Source organism: Undibacterium sp. GW821-FHT11B02, from assembly GCF_058808955.1.
The window spans coordinates 519016-538954 of the sequence record NZ_JBXASD010000003.1; the positions used below are offsets into that span (position 1 = coordinate 519016).

20 protein-coding genes and 1 pseudogene are annotated in these 19939 nt (G+C 48.9%); 8 read left to right on the forward strand and 13 right to left on the reverse strand.

Translation table 11 applies throughout. The features are described 5' to 3' along the window. Positions 1–326 precede the first annotated feature (326 nt). Complete coding sequence (locus AC1RVX_RS08625) at positions 327–542, forward strand: hypothetical protein (RefSeq protein ID WP_493216158.1); 216 nt, start codon at positions 327–329, stop codon at positions 540–542. A gap of 271 nt (positions 543–813) precedes the next feature. Here AC1RVX_RS08625 and AC1RVX_RS08630 read toward each other — a convergent pair whose 3' ends face one another. Next, positions 814–1794 carry a zinc-dependent alcohol dehydrogenase family protein gene (locus AC1RVX_RS08630; protein WP_493216159.1) on the reverse strand — a complete coding sequence of 327 codons (981 nt, stop codon included), beginning with the start codon at positions 1792–1794 and terminating at the stop codon, positions 814–816. Positions 1795–2017: 223 nt separating this feature from the next. On the opposite strand from AC1RVX_RS08630, the gene AC1RVX_RS08635 reads away from it, so the two are divergent. Together AC1RVX_RS08635 and AC1RVX_RS08640 are read left to right on the forward strand one after the other, a co-directional pair. Further along, complete coding sequence (locus AC1RVX_RS08635; protein ID WP_493216160.1) at positions 2018–2917, forward strand: LysR family transcriptional regulator; 900 nt, start codon at positions 2018–2020, stop codon at positions 2915–2917. A gap of 18 nt (positions 2918–2935) precedes the next feature. Further along, positions 2936–3367, forward strand: coding sequence for a hypothetical protein (locus tag AC1RVX_RS08640; RefSeq protein WP_493216161.1), 432 nt, complete (start codon positions 2936–2938; stop codon positions 3365–3367). Positions 3368–3462: 95 nt separating this feature from the next. On the opposite strand, the gene AC1RVX_RS08645 is transcribed toward AC1RVX_RS08640, so the two are convergent. Then, the gene (locus AC1RVX_RS08645; protein ID WP_493216162.1) at positions 3463–3591 is read right to left on the reverse strand and encodes a hypothetical protein; all 129 of its coding nucleotides are present in this window, start codon (positions 3589–3591) and stop codon (positions 3463–3465) included. A 9-nt stretch (positions 3592–3600) separates the two neighbouring features. Between AC1RVX_RS08645 and AC1RVX_RS08650 the strand changes: the two genes are divergently transcribed. After that, positions 3601–3801 (forward strand): hypothetical protein, encoded by a 201-nt coding sequence (locus AC1RVX_RS08650; RefSeq protein WP_493216163.1) that lies wholly within the window; start codon positions 3601–3603, stop codon positions 3799–3801. Positions 3802–4142: 341 nt separating this feature from the next. Here the strand turns inward: AC1RVX_RS08650 and AC1RVX_RS08655 are convergent, their stop codons facing one another. Beyond that, positions 4143–4628 (reverse strand): hypothetical protein, encoded by a 486-nt coding sequence (locus AC1RVX_RS08655; protein ID WP_493216164.1) that lies wholly within the window; start codon positions 4626–4628, stop codon positions 4143–4145. A gap of 391 nt (positions 4629–5019) precedes the next feature. On the opposite strand from AC1RVX_RS08655, the gene AC1RVX_RS08660 reads away from it, so the two are divergent. Continuing rightward, a complete protein-coding gene (locus AC1RVX_RS08660; RefSeq protein WP_493216165.1) occupies positions 5020–5562 on the forward strand; it encodes a cytochrome b in 543 nt (180 codons plus the stop codon). A 44-nt stretch (positions 5563–5606) separates the two neighbouring features. Here AC1RVX_RS08660 and AC1RVX_RS08665 read toward each other — a convergent pair whose 3' ends face one another. Beyond that, entirely contained in the window at positions 5607–6524 is a 918-nt protein-coding gene (locus AC1RVX_RS08665) for a LysR family transcriptional regulator (protein WP_493216166.1), read from the reverse strand. 99 nt (positions 6525–6623) lie between these two features. Between AC1RVX_RS08665 and AC1RVX_RS08670 the strand changes: the two genes are divergently transcribed. The 3 genes and pseudogenes from AC1RVX_RS08670 to AC1RVX_RS08680 all read left to right on the forward strand — a co-directional run bounded on the left by AC1RVX_RS08670 (position 6624) and on the right by AC1RVX_RS08680 (position 9270). Next, a complete protein-coding gene (locus AC1RVX_RS08670; RefSeq protein ID WP_493216167.1) occupies positions 6624–7601 on the forward strand; it encodes a quinone oxidoreductase family protein in 978 nt (325 codons plus the stop codon). 6 nt (positions 7602–7607) lie between these two features. Beyond that, positions 7608–8081, forward strand: a complete 474-nt coding sequence (locus AC1RVX_RS08675; protein WP_493216168.1) for a RidA family protein — start codon at positions 7608–7610, stop codon at positions 8079–8081. Beyond that, a pseudogene (locus AC1RVX_RS08680) lies at positions 8069–9270 on the forward strand (aminotransferase class V-fold PLP-dependent enzyme). The gene AC1RVX_RS08675 and the pseudogene AC1RVX_RS08680 overlap by 13 nt, the downstream one beginning before the upstream one ends. Before the next feature lie 232 nt (positions 9271–9502). Here the strand turns inward: AC1RVX_RS08680 and AC1RVX_RS08685 are convergent. The 9 genes from AC1RVX_RS08685 to AC1RVX_RS08725 form a co-directional block, all read right to left on the reverse strand. Then, positions 9503–10009, reverse strand: a complete 507-nt coding sequence (locus AC1RVX_RS08685) for an Lcl C-terminal domain-containing protein (RefSeq protein WP_493216169.1) — start codon at positions 10007–10009, stop codon at positions 9503–9505. Positions 10010–10127: 118 nt separating this feature from the next. Further along, positions 10128–10805, reverse strand: a complete 678-nt coding sequence (locus AC1RVX_RS08690; RefSeq protein WP_493216170.1) for a hypothetical protein — start codon at positions 10803–10805, stop codon at positions 10128–10130. A 198-nt stretch (positions 10806–11003) separates the two neighbouring features. Next, entirely contained in the window at positions 11004–12932 is a 1929-nt protein-coding gene (locus AC1RVX_RS08695; protein ID WP_493216171.1) for an N-6 DNA methylase, read from the reverse strand. Beyond that, positions 12925–14715 (reverse strand): AAA family ATPase, encoded by a 1791-nt coding sequence (locus AC1RVX_RS08700; RefSeq protein ID WP_493216172.1) that lies wholly within the window; start codon positions 14713–14715, stop codon positions 12925–12927. Before AC1RVX_RS08700 ends, AC1RVX_RS08695 begins: the two co-directional genes overlap by 8 nt. Before the next feature lie 194 nt (positions 14716–14909). Continuing rightward, a complete protein-coding gene (locus AC1RVX_RS08705) occupies positions 14910–16013 on the reverse strand; it encodes a type IV toxin-antitoxin system AbiEi family antitoxin (protein ID WP_493216173.1) in 1104 nt (367 codons plus the stop codon). 327 nt (positions 16014–16340) lie between these two features. After that, on the reverse strand, positions 16341–16733 hold the full coding sequence (locus AC1RVX_RS08710; protein WP_493216174.1) for a cupin domain-containing protein: 393 nt from the start codon (positions 16731–16733) through the stop codon (positions 16341–16343). Positions 16734–16874: 141 nt separating this feature from the next. Continuing rightward, on the reverse strand, positions 16875–17732 hold the full coding sequence (locus AC1RVX_RS08715; protein WP_493216175.1) for an AraC family transcriptional regulator: 858 nt from the start codon (positions 17730–17732) through the stop codon (positions 16875–16877). A gap of 245 nt (positions 17733–17977) precedes the next feature. Beyond that, complete coding sequence (locus tag AC1RVX_RS08720) at positions 17978–18646, reverse strand: hypothetical protein (protein ID WP_493216176.1); 669 nt, start codon at positions 18644–18646, stop codon at positions 17978–17980. A gap of 135 nt (positions 18647–18781) precedes the next feature. Next, positions 18782–19939: a trans-sulfuration enzyme family protein gene (locus AC1RVX_RS08725; RefSeq protein ID WP_493216177.1), complete on the reverse strand. Its 1158-nt coding sequence runs from the start codon at positions 19937–19939 to the stop codon at positions 18782–18784.

Below are 19939 nucleotides of genomic sequence, written 5' to 3' on the forward strand. Positions count from 1 at the left end.
ATGTTTGTATGGCAGCCGCATCGTGTGCTGCCTTGGGGACAAAGACTGCGGTCTTCCCAAGCAAGGATATATAGCCGCTTTCCTAACAAATACAAGCACTTATATTTAATAAATATCTCACTTACACGTTCGTCAGGTGGAAATTTATACGGCCAAATGCATATTAAGAAAGCACGGCTTTCAGCGCTTGCTTATGACTATTCGATCTAACCTGGGCAATACATTTCAAACCCAATCAATACAATTCAGTATTGACTTATATAATACGAATACGTATAATTCTATTCATGGAGCAACAATCAGTATTCACTCTTCAGGAGGCATGCATGACTACTCAAACCTATTTCGGCCAACCAGCCAGTTATTACGCCCAGCCAGTCATGGCCAGCAGCGCCAGCGGCATCAATGCACAAAACCTCATCGATGCGTTTTCTGAATGCAGTATGGAACAATGCGAAAAAATGGCATCCATGCTGGAACAGGGACGCTTTGAAAACTTTGGCAGGATGATGGCGAAGGTCATGCAGGACTGGGCGCAGTAACAATAGTAGTAGCGTCAACAAAATATAACGCCTGCCTGGATTGCCAGGCAGGCCGGGCAATGAAGCATCACATGCACATCGCCCCGCAATTTTCGCTGGCTGAATCGTTCTAGGCCGAGGAAGCGCACGCCGGGGTCAGCGCCCGGCAACTTCAATGCCCGCAATGCAAAGGGAGAGACATTCAATACGAATGTCTCTCCCTTTGTGTTACCTGCATTTCTGACTGCTGCTACCAAACAGATGGCTAAGCAATATCAATCACTACTTTCCCCTACGCTTTCCCAGTTTCCACCAGTTCGTGTGCAGCCATCACGGTATTCATGTCAAAAGCACGGCCATCCATTCGTGGTATGAGCTTGCCTGCATCTGCCAGTTTTGCTGCCTCACGCAGGATATCGCCGTGGTGCTGTCTATGCTTGCCGGTGATCAGTGGCAGCAAGGTGAATACGCCAGAATACGTCGCCGCACGCAAAGACAAAGGGGCCAAAGGGTGCGTGCTCCAGCCCAGACAACTGATGACATGGCCACCATACATGCGTGCCGCAGAAAAAGAAGCATCCAGTGTTGCGCCGCCTACGGTGTCGTAGACGACATCAAAGCCTGCGCCATCGGTGTAGCGCTGCACATAGTCTTCCACACTCTCGGTCTGGTAATCGATTGCCGTCGCGCCATAAGCTTCAATGATGTCTTTTTGTACTGCTGATCCTGTGGCATACACATCCGCGCCCAATGCCTGCGCCAGTTGCACAGCCATATGCCCTACGCCACCGGCACCGCCGTGTATCAATACTTTTTGCCCGGCCTGGATATCTGCCCTGTCAACCAGACCTTCCCATGCAGTGATAAAGATCAAAGGTGTGGCAGCGGCTTCACGCATACTGAGTGCTGCGGGTTTGCGTGCCAGCAAACTGGCATCCACGCTGGCAAACTGCGCCAATGAACCAGCCACACCAGCAATGCCGCCGGTCATGCCAAATACTTCGTCACCAATCTGGAAATTATTCACGTCTGCGCCGACATCTGCCACCACACCCGCCAGGTCTATGCCCAGAATGGCGGGCAACACGACTTTGGCATGGGCTGCATTGCCAGCGCGTATTTTGGTATCCAGCGGATTCACGCCACTGGCAATGACACGCACCAGTACTTCGCCAGCGGCTGGCTGTGGTTGTGGTATATCACGAAGATTGAAAGCGCTGCCAAAAGTTTCCAGCACCAGTGCACGCATGGTTGGGGTATGGGTAAGTGTCATGATAATCTCTCCTGAATTTGACTTGGTGAACACGCGGTGATTGCTGTGGTTTTTTACAGTTTTATCCGCGATGAAGTGCAGTCTAGGACTAATATCTGCCCAGATAAACAGGTCGGCATGCAATGCAGTATTCTCAAAACCTGCATAATCCCTGCCCGCAGCAAATGATGCCGGTGCTAAAATACAATGATCATTTTTGGATTGATCAGCGAGGGAAGCACGTATGGATCGCCTGGAAGCCTTGAAAGTATTTTGCCGCGTGGTAGATGCTGGTGGTTTCAGCAAGGCTGCCGACAAACTGGGCATGTCCACATCTTCTGTCACGAATCAGATTGCCGCGTTGGAAAAACACTTCCAGGTCAAATTGCTCAACCGCAGCACACGCAGCATGTCGCTGACCGAAGAAGGTAAGCATTGCTATGCGCAGGCACTGCTACTGCTGGGCGACATGGATGAACTTGAAACCAGCCTGATGCGTTCCAATAAAACGCCATCAGGCAGTATCCGCGTTGAACTGCCCAGCATCATCAGCCGCCTGTATATCGCGCCTGCATTGCCGCGCTTTATTGCTGCTTACCCGGATATCACACTCAAGATCAGTGTGGGTGACCGCAACATTGATATGGTTGAAGATGGTGTTGACGTGGCTGTACGCATTGGCGATCTACCCGATTCAAGCCTGATTGCAAAACCGCTTTGCAAAACCCGTTATATCTGCTGCGCTTCACCCTCCTATTTGAAAAAGCATGGCACACCGCAGCACCCTGATGAGCTCGGACAATTTGCCTGCCTGGGTTTTCTGCGCCCCAACTCCCGCATGCTAAGGCCCTGGCTATTCACCAAAAAAGACAAGCAATTCCAGCATATGCCATCTGCCTCGCTGGCGATGGACCATGTAGAATCCCTGATAGAAGCAGCAAAGGCAGGTGCTGGCATCGTCCAGCATATGTCCATTTCAGTTGCAGGGGCTATACAAGCGAAACAGTTACGGCCAGTGCTGGAAGACTGGTCAGCACCCGGCCCGAAAATGTCAGTATTGTTCCAGCAAAAAAGTCACCATGCGGCAAAGATCAAGGTGTTTGTTCAGTTTTTAGAGGAAGTGCTGAGACCGTTTTCGGTGTGATATGAACTTGTTTTTAGGATGATGCTGGATGAACGGGTTTTAGCAGAGTTACCGCGCTGGCCGGATGTCAGTATTAATAAAGAAGGAACATCTATGGATGATCAACTGAAGAGCCTGTTTGACTACACCAAGTTTCATATTGGTATGTACACCACACTGATAGCAGGCATCATCGGCATCTTTTCGAATGCGGCAGTAAAGGGTCAGTATCTGCTTATGTTCCCCTACATAAAAATCAGCATCGTCATGTTTTTGCTCGCAGGCATGGCTGGAGGCTTGATCGCGAGTAGCATTCCGTATTATAAAAATTTTGATGACTTCATCAAAGAAAATCTTGGTCCCTGGTCTCTGCAACTAATTCCTTCATCCATATGCATACGTATTGAACATACGGCGTTTTGGGCGGGATGCATGGCTGCTGTCATTGGCGTGCTACAGGTATTACAATAAACCGAATATACGCAGTGCTTTCAACGTAAAGCACTGCTCGTTCTACCACTACATGAAAAACATCCCGCAGCAATTCGAATCGCGCATAGCAGAACTTACCCGGCCATTGAACGGCCAATATCCACGCCCATGGATGAGTGATACAACAGACCCTTTGTCGGCCCCCCCTGTTCATCGTCGGCAAAAACCAGGCGAAAACCTATGCGGAAGATAGGCTCACGCATCAACGACATATGAATGCATTGTTTAACCGTGCCGGTGAGTCATGCCGGCAATTGTATGACGAGATGAGCGGCGCTGCGCCATCCCCTACCCGCAAGAACATCAACCGTTTCCGGGCTATGCTGGAAGAAGAACGAATCAGCGATGTTCTGGAAACGAATGTCATCTGTTACTCCCCCCGTGAGCAGCGACCTTGCACTCCCGGACCATAAAGGTGGAACAAAACATGGCACTGAGATTTTTGAAGTGCTTCTTCATTTCATCCGACCCAAAGTGCTGATCGTGCACGGTGCGGGAACAGCTAAACAGTTAAGCCAGATACTGGATATAAGTTTACCGACACCGCCAAGCGAGGCAAGTGGGCCGCTGGCAATAGACGCCAATGGAATGACGGTATTTGTGATACCCAGCCTAGCACTGCAGGCGTGGAATAAATGGTCAGCATGGGCGGAGGCTATCTTAAGCAAGTCGCGAAGGTGGCTGCGGATACTTTACGGGTTTAACACGTCTGTGTGGTTTTGCGCGTGATGCAGATCGTACCTGCAATACTTTTTTATGAGCTAAGCGCCACATTCTCCGGCACGGGTTTGCCACAAGACCCGCATTTTTTATCTCTGTGTTGCGGCACGATGACACCCAGAAAAAACAGGATACTCAGTGCCGCAGCCATGGATGTCACGCTGCCTGCTGGCTCAATATGGGTAGAGCCGCAATGGGGGCATGTAAGTGGCTTTGCTGCATCGGCCTCTGCGAGATCGGCAGAATCTGTGGCATTGCCCTTCAGTTCATCGTGCAGCGCTGCTTCAAATTCGCCGCTGGCGAAGCGGGACAAGACTTGTGTCGCCTTATCTACCTCTTTCAGCGGCACTTGCATGCGCACGCCGCCCAGTGCCAGTGACCATTGCCAGTTGGCCCAGACATGGTGTTCGCTGGCCAGGCTGGCGCTGATGCCTTCTGATTCCAGCAAGCCGCGCATGAGGTGGGCATCCCATGGGTTGAGGTAGGTGGCGACGGTGATCAGGTCTTGTGGTGGCTGCATGGAATGTCCGCGAATATCTTTTTGTTGGGCTTTCGTTGGGCATAAGTCAGTGTATGAGGATACGAGGATACCGCATTTAGGCGGGTTGACCTAATTGAGCAAACCCAGTGATTTGATGCCGCTGACGCCTTAAAATGTAGCAGAGCGGTCACCAGCCCTGCTGTGTTTACACTTACCCACGTGAGCAATTTTGAAGAAGCGATTAGCACTATTAATTCGAAATGCATCTGATGTACAGCAAACTATGTACTGGTTCTTAAGTCTGCTTTAAGATTTGTAGTTTATTCTTGAACAATTGCCAGAGTAGGCGATGGTGGCATGCAATGCAGTAATCACCCTGCCACTTCTGTCATTTACATTCAGTTTTTTTTACCCAACCACTAAAACCACCATGAACACGACAAGCCGCAGCAGCCAGTCAGACGCTTACGACAAACGCACGATCATCCTGCATTGGCTTAGTGCCTTGCTGGTGATTGTATTGTGGACAGCCGGACAGACTATCGACTTTTTCCCCAAGGGTACGCCACGCATCACCGTGCGTAGTCTGCATATCAGTTTTGGTGTGCTGCTGGCTGTGGTGTTGTGCATGCGTATCATGTGGCGCAGCGGTGGCGGTACTAAATTGCCGCCTTCTGACGCCGGTGCTTTGGGTAAGCTGGCCACTGGTGTGCATTACCTGTTATATGCATTGATGATGGCGATTGTGGTCATCGGCATTGCTGCGGTGTGGATACGTGGCGACAATATCTTCAACCTGTTCACGGTACCTGCCTTTGATCCGGCCAATAAAGCGCTCAGGGAAGATGTGGTGGACCTGCATGGCTTGCTGGCCAATATCTTGCTGGCAGTGGCGGCGTTTCATGCGGCTGCAGCGCTGTGGCATGCTTTGGTGAAGAAAGACGGCGTGCTGCGTCGTATGTTGCCGAAATAAGCTAAGACCAGGCTTGAAACGAAACGCTTTACCAGCCTCCCCCCCTACAAAACAGGATGCCTTTGATCGAAGGCATCCACTTCCCTTTGCCATAAACGTGCCTGCTCGCGCAGCCAGCCTGTAAATACACGCATTTCGGGCAGATCTGCACTGTCTTCACGCATGATCAGCAGATTGTCGCGTGGCGTGGCGCAGACCACCTCGCTGGCCAGCACCAGGCTGCCAGTCTGCAAGCGTCGCCATGCAATTGACAGGCGGCCCAGGGCAATGCCCTGACTTAATTCAGCGGCTTCCAGCAAGACATCAGCATCGTTATACGCCTGGCCTTGCGGCTTGAAATCTTCTGGCAGGCCAGCGGCGGCTTGCCAGCTACCCGCATCCAGCGACAGGTGTTGCAGCATGGCGCTGGCTGGCCACAGGCGCGCGTCGTTGCCCAGTGTTGCCGCCAATGCTGGCGAGGTCACTGCCAGCAGTCGGTCAGTGAACAGGGTTTCGCAAATCTGGTCGGTACTTTGCCGGGTGCCATGGCGTATGGCCAGCATGGCCACGCGCGGTGCGGCCCGCACCAGGGCGTAATCAGTATCAATAATCAGACGGATATGTGGGTGGGCCTGTGTAAAGCTGTCCAGGCGTGGCAATAGCCATTCTTTGGCAATCGATGCCAGGGTGCTGATGTGCAGGGTCTTTTGTGCCGCATCGTCGGGCTGGTAAATCGCCTGGTGCAGGGCCGACAAGGGGCCAGCCAGACGTGCCAGCAAGGCGGCACCGTCATCTGTCAGGCTGACCTTGGGGCCATTGCGTTTGAACAGGGTCAGCGCGCTCCAGTCTTCCAGTTGGCGTATCTGGCGGCTGATGGCACCGGGCGTCAGGCTGAGTTCTTCTGCGGCACGGCTAAAACTGCCCAGCCGCGATGCTGCCTCAAAGGCTTGCAGGGTGAACAGGGGTGGCAGTTTTCCATGCATGTTGAATTTCCCTCACTTTCATGTTGCGAAAGTATCGTTTTTTAATCTTCACATAGTACGACAATAATTTGCTCATCGTAACTTCCTATGGGATGTGAAATGAAAGCAATCGTTGTCAATCAATTCGGCGGGCCAGACCAATTAAGCCTGCAAGAGGTGGATGCACCAAGCGGTGACATCATCGTGCAGGCGGCCTGGGCAGGCGTCAATTTTGTGGATATTTATCAGCGTGAAGGCCGTTACCCCGGCGTCAAACAACCCTGGCCTATGGGCATAGAAGGCACGGGCATCATCATGCATGCATCCGCTGGCAGTGGCTGGAAAGCGGGTGAGCGCGTAGCCTATACCACTGGCGTACAGGGCAGCTATGCCGAACTGGTGGCCGTACCTGCCGCCAATCTGGTACGTGTGCCAGATGATGTCAGCCTGCGTGATGCCTGCGCCGCCATCGAACATGGCCTGACCGCCATCATGCTGGCCGATGATGTGGCCCGGCTACCAGAAAAAGGTTCGGTACTGGTACATGCCGCTGCCGGTGGTGTTGGCGGCTGGCTGGTGCAGTTGCTGGTGGCACGTGGTTTAACCGTATTTGGCACTGCCTCATCCGCTGCCAAGGCGGCATGGTTGAGCAGCGTTGGTGCTGTTCCGGTACGGTATGACGGCGATGCCGACTGGGTTACAAATGTGCTGGATCAAACCGGCGGGCGTGGTGTGGATGTGGTGTTTGATTCCGTCGGCAAATCGACCTTTGCACATAGCCTGCAACTGGTCACCACACGTGGCCATGTCATCCTGTTTGGTGCAGCCAGCGGCCAGCCTGACCCTGTCGATGTCTTGCAACTGATGCGCAAGAGCATCACGCTGACGCGCCCGGTCTTGCCGCATTATGTAGACACGTCTACCCGTCTGCAAGCGCATGCGGCGAAAGTGTTCCGCCACATTGCCGATGGCACGGTGCAATTGCGTATTCATGCCACTTATCCGCTGGCCGATGCTGCGTTGGCGCATCGTGCGCTGGCAGAGCGGAACACGCAAGGCAAATTACTACTCTCTATCAACCCTAAAATCGATTCATAAAATCCTATGACTACCATCGCACAAAAACTGCAACAACTCGGCCACACCCTGCCCCCTGTCAAAGCACCGGCGGCCAATTATGTCAGCTACACGGTACAAAATAACCAGCTCATCATCGCCGGGCAAATTGGTCGCCCTGGCGCTGCCAAAGCAGGTGTAGTCGGTGCCGGGCTATCGCCAGAGCTCGCAAAACAAGAGGCAGAAATTGCCGCCCTTGGTGTGCTGACGATTATCGATGTCGTCACTGGTGGCGACATCACCCGCATCGCCCAGGTACAACGGCTGGGCGTGTTCATCGCCGCCACGCCAGACTTTGACGGCCACAGCGCCATCGCCAATGGCGCATCTGACCTGATCGTTGCAACGCTGGGCGAATGTGGCCACCACGCACGCACCGCCATCGGCGTCGCCAGCCTGCCAACGGGTGCAGCAGTGGAAGTGGATGCGATTGTGCAGTTGAATCCAGCATCAGCAACATGATCAGCGCAGAGCAACTGGCACGCTTACGTGACCACACACCGGGGCTGGATAGCGGCATCCACCTCAACCATGCAGGTGCATCGCTACTGCCACAAGCGGCCTTGCAAGCCATCCATGCCCACCTGGATCTGGAAGCGCAAGTCGGCCCGATGGAGGCGGGTTTGCTGGTGGCAGACAAGCTGCAAGCGTTACGTAACCATGCCGCGCAACTGATCAATGCCCAGGCAGATGAAATCGCCCTGACGACATCCGGCTCCAGCGCCTTTGGCAGCGTGTTTGCTGCCATGCCCAAACTGAACAAGGGTGAACGCATTTTGGTGGGCAGGCAAGAATGGGGCGGCAACCTGGCCAATTACCAGCGTGCCGCACAAGCTGCCGGTGCTAAGGTTGAAACCATCCCCTGCCATGCCGATGGCAGTGTCGATGCCCATGCCTGATCGATAAGCGCGTGCGCCTGATCTCGCTGACCTGGTTGCCAGCAAACAGCGGTCTGATCAACGACGCCGCAGCCGTGGGAAAAGTCGCCGCCGCAGCAGGCGTGCCCTACATCATCGATGCAGGCCAGGCGTTAGGGCAAGTGCCGGTTGATGTGCAGGCATTGCAATGTGATGTACTGAAAAGCGCAGGCCGCAAGCACCTGCGTGGCCCACGTGGCACCGCCCTGCTGTATGTGCGGCGTAGCTTCTTGCAGCAGTTGGAACCAGCCTGGGTCGATGTATCATCTGCCCCCATCAGCGCCGATGAAGTTCACTTGCGCGACGACGCCCGCCGCTTTGAAACCAGCGAAGCTGCCGTGGCATTGCAATTGGGGCTGGCAGAGTCAATCAAACTCGCGCTGGAAATGGACGTTGCCCAGCTTGGCCAGGTCAGCGCTGCACTGGCAACAGCTTGCCGCACACGCCTGGCACGCATCCCCGGCATCACGCTGCATGATCTGGGTGATTTGAGTGGTTTGGGTGAGGACCGACAATCAGGCATCGTCGCTTTCAACCTGCGTGGGCATGATGCGATGGCGCTTAAAAACAAACTGGCCCAGCAGCGTATCTACATCGGTGCCAATGGCGTACCCTACACCCCTCTGGACATGCAGGCACGCGACCTGCACAGCATTGCACGGGTGTCGTTTTCTTATTTGAATACGGGCGATGATGTGGAAAAGCTGGCGCGGGTGTTGGAGCGGTTGGGTTGATTTGTTGTGGGGGGTGTTGATGATGTGCCGCGTGTGTGGATTTATACGTTCGTACGGTTAAATCGGTGCGCGTGGCGCACCCTACCGCGTGTGCAAAATTGAGTAGGGTACGCCGCGCGCACCGATTTTCCGGAACCCGAAATTCATCTATTCACGAACATCACTACGGCCACTACTGCATCCCCACTCTAACCGGCATCAGCCTTGCGATGGTAGAGCAAAGGCCAGCTAGTTAAAACGCCCTGATCGCCCGGACGCGTCGCTCGTCTGAACGCTTCATCAAGTCCATTCGTGCACCATTGTTACTGGCAACAACGAAGGCTTCAGAATCGTTCTTTTCATTGGAACTCCAGTAATAACCTTCACTGAATTTGCCGATGTTCCTGTTCGGGCCACTGGTACCATTCCCTATCGTTTTAATCATCAGTTCCAGCTCGTATATGGAAGGCAGATACCAGTCGCCAATCCCGTTCAACTGGTAACGTGCGCAAAGCATGGCGGCATAATCGCCGGAGCCATATTTATCGATAATTTTTTCTGTATTGTAACGACCCATGCCGACCCCGTCCCGCACCGTCATTGCAAGGACGTGCGGGCTTTTGGCAGGGCACCACCCTGTCCTTTCAACCGGATCGACCGGCGCAGCCATCAGCCCATGCTCGCCGCTTCTATCGATATAAAAGATGATGCCACCGTCAAGCTGTTCACCTATCTTGTATTTCGCTGCCGCCGTAGTCATTCCATTTTCCATCTGATCCACCGTATGTTATGAAGTGTAGAGTGCATGTAAATTTGCTGCACAGGGTGTGCCGCACGTACCGATTTTTCGAAACCAAATCACCTATCCAAGGCTATTTCTAATGAACGGATTGTATCCCCAATTCATCCAGATAACGATCCAATTCCGCCGATGGTGCATGCAAAATCATGACATAGGGATACATTGATGTCTTCTTCTTGAACAACAGCGTCGCATATTGTCCGCTAATGCGCCAGTGTTTGATCTTGCGGGTCCATGCCAATACAGACGCCTTGTCGGTCATGCGGTAATACGCGACCACGTCATCACGAAAATCGTATTCGGCACAAAAGGGCAAGGTTTTTCTGGCCTTGCGCAGCATGCTGCGTGCTCTGTTTTTTGCCAACCACGTCCAGTACCTAGTGGCCATGGCAGTGTGTCTTTCGATGAATTTATTTTTATTCCAGAACAAAGCACACAGGACAGCAAAAATAAGTATCAAGATAATGTCTATTCTCACTGAATAAACCATCGAGCCACCCAGGTAAAAAGAAAGAAGAGAAATACCAAGCCCAAAAATACTGTCGTACTTTATAAACGACAGCAACCATGAGTACAGCTTTGGCGACAATCTGCGATCACGATAAGCCTTAAAGCGCCCCACCAAAATCGTCACCAGCTCCGCTTCCAGCGCAAGCAAAAATTCCTCCGTCACTCGCGTCTGCAACAGCAGGCGGCGGCGTGGTGAGCCGTCTGCAGATGGCATACCTGTTTGGGGATCATGTGTGTCAGCCATAGGGGATCAGTGTTCCAATTTTGTGGATTGGCTAGGTCTAGTAAATTGACAAGGGATACTTAGGTCAGAGGCAAGTTCAGTAGTACATCTGGCGACAAGCACTCAACCGCTTTGATATAGAATTTGGTGAGCGCATCAACGCTTACCAATAGTTCCGGGAGAACTTACACAGTTATTTTTACAGGCTCACACAGATTTTTACAGGCTCGTATTAACATTAATAGAAGACTCCGTTAATTGACTAAGTAACCCACTCTGCAATTGAAGTGACTCAAGTAAACTGCTTTCTAGCCTACGCATATCCTCAAACCATTTAGCCAGCTCAACTTGGTGTTCATATGATGGAAGACTGACTTTAGTATCTTTAATTTTTGAAAAAGAGATAGAAGGTTGTGCAGATCCTCGCGCTGACTTATTCAGGTCTAAGCCCCGTAGTACATGCGCCAAATAGGGCATATGTACTTTTCCTGGCAATTTAAGTTCGACACTAAAAGAATTGTCAGTTAACCAAATTGGGCCTTTCGTATAATAAACATTACCGCAATGGGTACCTACTCGTCCTATCAGAATATTTTCACCATCTCGATTTGAATCATTAGAGTAACCTATTATTCCATTTGCCCCATATACGGGAATACGGCCTTCATCTTCAACTTCAGATAGGTTCAATTTTTGACCTGTCCTAGTTTTAAAAATTTCATTAATAGTGACTTTTTCAACCAACTTTGCTTTTTTGTCTTTTACTAATAAACCAGTAAAATTTGAAAGTAGAACCCCAAAATCTTTATTTACATCTCGCAAAAGTTTCATGCCAACCGAAATATCGAAATCAATTCCATCATCCATTTTATTAGGATGTTTAAATGACAGGCTTAAGTCTTCCAAACGTAGAATCTCTTGCTTGGTAACCAAGTAGGAGTTTGTCCCATTAGTCCTTGAACGAAATAATTCTACAAATCCAACTAAATCTCGATCCGATATTTGTCTTATTTTGGTAAAAGGCTTTTCAGTTGCAAGTTCGTAGAACCAAATGTTCTCACCTGGCTCACTATTATCGAAAAACAACACACTCGTTTTAACTCCAGCGTAAGGAGATAAAGTGCTCGAAGGCAAACTTAAAATTGTGTGTAAATTAAAATTTATTAACAGATCACGCCTAAGGTCAACTAGTTGATTATTACTGCCAAATAAAAGGCCCTCTGGCACAACTATCGCTGCTTTTCCTCCCCTTTTAAGTTTGTTCATCGATAGCTTCAAAAACATTGATTCAAGATTTGACGCGTAACCATGATATTCGTATTGGTACTTAGCAATATTTGTTATTTTCCCAAAAGGGGGAGCCGATAGAATCATGTCATAACTAGGATGATCAACCTCTAAAAGAGAATCGCCTAAGACAACATTATTAATATTAAAACCATTAAGTAATAGTTTTAACGAACTAACTAAACAAGCAAAAGGCGAAATGTCTTTACCATAGAAAAAAGAGTAATTGCTTAAGCGTTCGTCCGAACTCTTTGATACTAATTTTTGCGCTTCAACAATAAAGCCACCAGTTCCTAACGCAGGATCATATATAGATTCCCCAAATACTGGATCCATAACTTTCAATACCGCTCTAACAAGAGCGTCGGGAGTATAGAAAGCAGTTGAAGAAATAGATTCATTAACCATGTCATTGATCAAAGCATCGTAGTCTTCAGCTTTTATGTCAATAAAATCTATCTCTTCTAATTTTGATAATAAAACACTCAAAACTTTTTCAGATCGCATTCTAAAAGGAATTCCTTTCAAAATCTCCTCTGCTTTGTGTAGTGAGTCTCTGGTTATATCATTGCGATAAGTACCATAAACTTGATTGTCTGTTTTATATGCAACATCTTCCAATGCACTGCTTAGTGCATAGAAATAATTTCCGCTCTTGCGAAACTCGCCGGAGCTATAGAATATTTCATTAAATTTACTAGAGTTTTTTGATTCTCTAATGTCACCCAAAAAAGAGTCATGAAAGCATTTTAAAAAAAGAATTAGGGACAACTGTTCTATAGCATCAATAGCATTATTAATTCCAGTATCCTTTCGGATAATTTCAAGCAACCTGGATAGTTTATTTTCAGATTTAATCATTGGCACCTACCAAGTAATTGTACATATTAACTATATCTTCACTAATTTCTTCTGGAGGCATCCTACTTATATACACCCTTGCTTTATCGATACAAAAGCCCTGACCTTCAATGTTTATATATGGGTCTACTATTTCTTTTACAGGCGCTGAATTCAAAATTGCCAACTTAAAATTATATTTCCCATCAGTTGTTTTATCGCCCGAAAATTTAGGTCGAAGCTCTGATTTTGCTCCTAAATCAAGTTCAATCGCGACACTAGCAATGTCATCTGCTAATGCTGTATATGACAACAAGTAATGTTTAATCTCTCGTCTCTTCCAAGATAAAATATGAGAGGTCAGTGTCGGGGTAATCTTTTCACAAGATTTTCCTTTTAGCAATAAATCACATTTGCCAGTCCCTATATTTGGAAAGGGGAGCTCATCTCGATCGCATATTAAAAATACATTTCTTGTTCTATGGGCTTGACCATGCAAGTGTTCGGAAAAACTTCTAAGCCAAGATATTTTTTTCCCGGCAAAAATTTCATTTTCCTTACCTTCATATCCAGAAGGACATTTAATAGCAATAAATTTCTTCAGCTTCTGCTCAATAGCCTCTTCACTCAGAACACTCAACAATTTTCTTTTTAACAATAGTTTAAATTGATCCCAATCATTTTCATCATCCATGAGCACAATATTTTCAAAAAGAGACAGGGCTTGAAACTGAACATTATTTATTTCAGATAAATCTTTGAGTCTCTCGGCAAGTCTCTTAATGTTATTTCCTGGTTTTACCTCTCCATTTTCAATAACCTTCAAGCGTTCAATTCCAGACTTGGTTATCGAATCCAGTAGATGAGTTGTCGTCAGAATTCGCCCCTTAATATTGAAGTAGACATTCCAAAGCTTCTCTATATTTTTATAGTGGAGGTGAGAGTCAGCTTCATCAAGCAAAAATAAAGTATCCTCTGAATCAAAAATGTCAATCAATGCGTATAAAAATAGCAGTTGATACTCGCCATCACTGAGATCCTCTAAGGATAGCTTTATCCCATCCCTCGCAAATGCCAAATCAAAACTATCTTTTACGATAAAAAAATCATTGTCTGCAGCTTGAGTGAAAAATAGAACCTTTGAGTCAAAAGACTTATTTTCATCATTTTCAAAAGATATTTTTGAAAGAATATCTTGAGTCAATTCAATATTGGACTGCTCAAGGGGAATCTCAAATCTATACTCATCCGATACTAAAGAGTTGATAAAGTTTTGTAGCGTTCGATGATATGCTTTTTTTGTGATGACATCTGTTTCACCAGAAGCTTCATCTTCTAAGGCTTGCCTTACAAGGTTTGTATAGCTCTTCTCTACCTTAACTTTGAAAGAAAGTTTCGTCGTTTTGTCTTCATCAAAATCACTCTCTATCAAGTAATTGCTCTGTTTTAGAAAGCCTCGCACTAACCCATCATGAGCACTTGTTGTAGCCAAGAAAATGAGTAACTTAGACCATAACTTATCGTAATAAAAACAATCTAGATTCAATGCGTTCCTTTTTGAACGCTCCACATTTAAATAATCACTAAAGTGCCTCGAATAGCTTTCGTTTTGCCCTGATGAAAAACACACTATTCTATATTCTTCATATAGTGCTCCTTTCAACTTCTCATCAAAAATAGATTTCAAGATAGTTGATTTACCAGATCCATTTCCACCTATGAAGGTAGCAATTTTTTCAAAATCAAGCTTTTGCGGTCCCAAAAAAAGCACATTAGGCGGTAACGCTAATGAAGTAATACTCATCACTAATAATCCTTTATATATCCATATCCCAGATCAAAAAAGCCACTTTATCAGCATATAATTTGTGCTTAAGTAACGCTTTACCTAGAGATTTTTTACTTCAAGTTCACCATCGCCGATTGTCTGCCAACCAGGCAGTACTACTTTCTGTTGGACGCCACATTGAATTGCTTAAATAAGTGCAGAAATATGCGCTATATCCATTCCACTTTGACCTTGTGGGCTATTTCTATATTTCTGGGTTCCAGCGATGCCATCAAATCGGCATACACAAGCAGCGGCGGTGCAATATCTGGATGTTGATCTGAAGGCGAAAAATTCCAGAACTTCTCACGAATCTCAATCGCGCCTTTGGGATCAGGACGTAATCTGTGATTTTTGATCAGATCATGTGTGAAAGTTGGTATTTTCAAGATATCGGTTTTGGTTTTAGCTGCCCTGGAAAATACATTCGAATTATCATTGACGTATAAAGTCTGGGTCACTGGCCTCAGGTAATTTGTCAGCTTTTTCGCTGCAACTTCTCCGCCCCATGCGGTATTAATACCATCCAGATTGACTACCTGCCACCAGTCGGCATCTTCACAACTAAAGCGGCGTGAGCGCAATTTTGGAAGCAATATGGAAGGAAATAGAGTTACCCATTCATCCAGCAGCAATGTGCTGTTTACTAGCTGTCGCTGTTTTTGGGATTGCGGATTGAGCAGATGACCGCGTTTGATCAGATACTGAAACGCATCACCGACCATGCTCAAGGGGATTCTGGCTTGTTTGGCGATATCCCTGAAACTCATGTTCAATATTTCCGGCTGACAAAGCACGGCAAACATCATCTTCATAACAGTGGGGTTGATTTTGCCCATGTCAGTACCTGACCAGGTTTTGACATCGTCAGACTTCAAGCCTTTGACAAAGATATATAAACCAGCGTCATGCAAATAGGCATTGCCTGCCGTATCCAGAAAAGCCAAATCAATAGAGCGGCAATACTCGGCCATCTCAGCGCTGAGATAAGGGGCAATCAATAAAGCCTTACGCCCATATTTACTAAATTGCTCTTTGACTTGGGCTATCGTTATTTTACGGTCAAGCAGAGGTTTGCATTCCACATAATATTCATACTGTTTGCCGTGGGCATGCAATTCAATGACGGCATCGTATCCACGGTCTGTACTGTTCGGGATGGCGGCACGAAGAATCTTCCCCCTGATTCCCGTCTGGGCTTCCAGCGCAGCAAGCCCTGCCTGTGTCAGTGCCAGTGTCACTTCGCCATAGTCTGCTGCAGTAATTGCAAACATAGTTGCCTGATGTTCGTTAATTTTAAATGTTCACATAACGCGAACAAATCAATATTACGAACATTTCTGCATTTGTTCAATATTTATTTTGTTCGCGTAACGCGAACATTTTAATAAATCGAACAAAAATAGTGTGACAGGAGCTGGAGAATCATCAAAAAAACTAAGCAAAAGATCATATCTATTTACCATAAGTAATTGATATTAATGGATTTTCTTTTACCTAGCGCTCTCTTTTTAAAAGCACTTCGAAACTCACGCCCCAAGATATTTATCAAAAATACAATTACAGTCATTCAAAAATAGTTATTAAAAGACACGACAATCTCAAATCCACACATCCAGCTCACTAGTCCTGTCACCACCCTCCTCGCCCGTATTCACCACGCCGCGTGGCTCTATCAGCAAGAGTTTGACTTCGTGTTCGGCGTAGGGCTTGTGTTCAACGCCTTTGGGGACGACGAACATTTCACCCTGGGATATCAGTACGTGGCCGTCACGGAAATCGATGCGTAGCTGGCCTTCCAGGACGATGAAGCTTTCATCGGTATCGGCGTGGTCATGCCAGATGAAATCGCCTTGCAGGCGGGCGACTTTGAACTGGTAGTCGTTCATTTCTACGATGACTTTTTGTGACCATTGCTCACTGAACAGGCTGAATTTGTTGGCGAAGTTGATGCTTTGGTAGTCTGTTGTGGTGGTGACTGGCTGGGTTTGCATGGTGGCTTATCCTTGATGGAATGAACAAGCCATCAGCATAAGCAAAGTCCAACGGTAAATATTGTACGATTGTGCGTAAGAAGCTGTTGACGCTCGCTACAGATCGTCAACAGGTTCTAAGCCACAATGTGCCGTACCGTGCTATTTCTTCACGTTCGCACCATGCATTTTCAGCCAGTGCAGCGGGGTCAGGCCAAAGGTTTTGCTGAAGTGTTTGGTCATATGGCTTTGGTCGGTAAAGCCTGCCGCCAGTGCAGCGTTCACCAGAGAATGACCCTGCATCAGCAGGCTTTTGACCAGATCAAGGCGGCGCATGGTCAGGTAGCGATAGGGGCTGGTGCCGAATAGCAGACGGAAATCGCGTGACAGGCTCCAGCGGTCGCGGCCACTGTGTTCTGCCAGTTCTTCGAGAGTAATGTTATCGGTGATGGCGCTGTGCATGTATTCACGCGCCCTTTCTGCTGCCAGGTAATCAAAGCGTTGGCTGTGAGCGGGGTTGCGGGCGGGGTTGCCTATGATTTTATCGGATGCAGCATGCATGGCATGGGCCAGGTCGAACAGGGCATCTTGTTCTTCCAGCGCATTCATGGGGCTGTCCATGCGTTGCAACATGGCCAGGGTGGCGGCATGCAGGCGCGGGTCTGCCGAGATGCCGTTTTTTATGAAGGGCAAAGGCTGGCCACCAAGGATTTGCTGTATCAGCGCCGGTTCAACATAGATCATGCGGTAATGAAAACCGTCGCCGGTGCCAGCCTGCCCGTCATGCGCTTCGTCTGGATGCAGGACGATGGTGCCGCCCGGCAGGCTGTGTCGTTCAGCGCCACGATAGGCAAAACTTTGCACACCAGACAAGGTGGTGCCAATGGCATAGGTATCGTGCCTGTGCATGGCATAGGCATTGCCGGCGAAATAGGCTTCGATACGTTCCAGCCGGTTGGCGTTGGAGCCGGGGGCGTGGTGTATCCAGTCGCTTTGGTGGTCCTTAGCTTGCTTTCTCATGGCTTTGGGTGCGGTGCAGTGGCTACCAGCATTTTAAGCTTTTGCGGTGCAGCGTGCTGAAGCCGCTGCTGTCGCATGCGCCGTGGGTATCACCTTCGGCAGTTGGATGTGATGAGTTTGGAAACGGTGTGCGTGGCGCACCCTACGTGTTATCCATTCCTATGCGCGAGGTCGCACATTGTAGGGTGCGCCACGCGCACCGAATGCCGCCATGCGTTTGAAAATATGGTGTGTGTGGTGCACCCTTACTTTGGTTGCAAGACAGAGCGGTAGCGACGTTCCGCTTCGGTCGCGCCTACCCAGCCGCAGCCTTCGGGGTGATAGCGGACGAAATAAAACAGCAAGGACATGGTGTCTGTTCTTTGGCTATCAAGAAACTGGTATGCAATATTTTCTGCAAGAATATCTGGCTTGTCAAAATCGAGCAGGGTTTTGCGGGTACGTTCTATGCCGTTTTCCAGCAGGTCTGATTTGGTACGGAATCCATATTTGAATGTCCTGCGAATTGTCGTTTCCATGGGCTTGCGGTCACGGCTCAGGCGATGTATGTCGCCATTGCTGGTAGCGTATTCTACCTGCGGGTAAATCTCCAGAAAGAAGGCACTGCCCGCGCCAGCTTCTTCGCCTGCCAGGGGTTCGATGAAGACGCCATCGACGTCCTTGACGGTACGGTAGACTTTCCAGCCACAGTCTGCGCTGAGTGTATTCATCTTTCGCTGATTGATGATCTGCGGATAATTATAGGCAGCCCATGCTGCGGCAATAACCAGCAGATTGACGATGACCAGCGTCATCTTCCTGTATTTGATATTTTGTATATGGGCAAAGCGGATGACGTAGCGTGCACACAGGCTGCCCAGCAATAAGAAAACAAGCAAGCAAGCCAGAAAACCGAAAAAACTGATGATACCCATGCAGAAACGCCTTGTTTGCAGAATTCATTTCACCTATAAAAGTGAGATGAATTCCAGCAGTAAATTGATATTCACGGGATTGTAAACATTATTGCTTGTCGACGCAGTAAAAAAACTTTTGTATTCATCAATGCCTCAGGCATCAATCACTGCCAAAGCCTGCGCCAGGTCTGCCAGCAAATCATCCACCTGCTCTACCCCCACATGCAGGCGCAGCAGCCAGCCTGGGTCTTGTGCACACGCAGGCGCACGCTGGGGTGCAACGGCGATCAGGCTATGCACACCGCCCCAGCTATTGCCCAGGGCAAATAGTTTCAGGGCAGCGACGAATTTTTCTATTGCGTCCATGCCTCCCTGCTTCAGGGTGAAAGACAGCAAGCCATTGCCCATCTTGAAATCGCGCTGCCATAAATGGTGGTAGGTGTCACCCGGCAGAGGTGGATAATTGAGTGTGGCAATTGCCGCATGGGTTTGCAAAAAGGCGGCGATGCGCAAGGCGGATGCATACTGGCGTTCCAGCCGCAGTGCCAGAGTAGGCAAGCCGCGCAGGACCAAAAAGCATTCGTCGGGGGCGACATAATAACCCAGCAATTCAGCAGTATCGCGCAAGGTGTGGAAAGCTTTTTCATCTCGCGTGCTGACTGCACCCATCAGCAAATCAGAATGCCCGCCCACGTATTTGGTCAATGCCTGCACGGTAAAATCCACGCCTGCATCCAGCGCCCGAAAACCCAGCGCCGTGGCCCAGGTATTATCCATGGCCACCTTGATCTGGCGTGCATGGGCGGCGTTGACGATGGCGGGTATGTCTTGCATTTTCAGAGTGTCGGAACTGGGGCTTTCTGTCCATACCAGCCTGGTCTGTTCTTCAAATAAATCTGCAATACCAGCGCCGATATCGTTCGGGTAAATGGTATGGCGTATGCCCCATTTGGCGAACAGGGTCTGGGTCACGGTCAGCGTTGGCCCATAGATGGAATCTGGCAGCAACACATGGTCCCCCGCCGCCAGCAACATGCTGTTGACCAGCACCACTGCCGCCAAGCCGCTGGGTACCAGCACGGTGTGACCGCCCCCTTCCAGTTCAGACAATTTATTCGCCAGCGCATAATGGCTGGGCGTGCCGTTCTGGCCGTAGCTGTATCCCGCGTGCGCTTGCGCCTGCCTGTGCAAGAACGACGCCACGTCGGGGAAGACGATGGTCGATGCATGGAAGACGCCTTGCGATAGCGAAGCGAATCCTTCAGGAATATCCCCTGCTGGGCGGACCACAACTGTGCTGATATCGGTCAT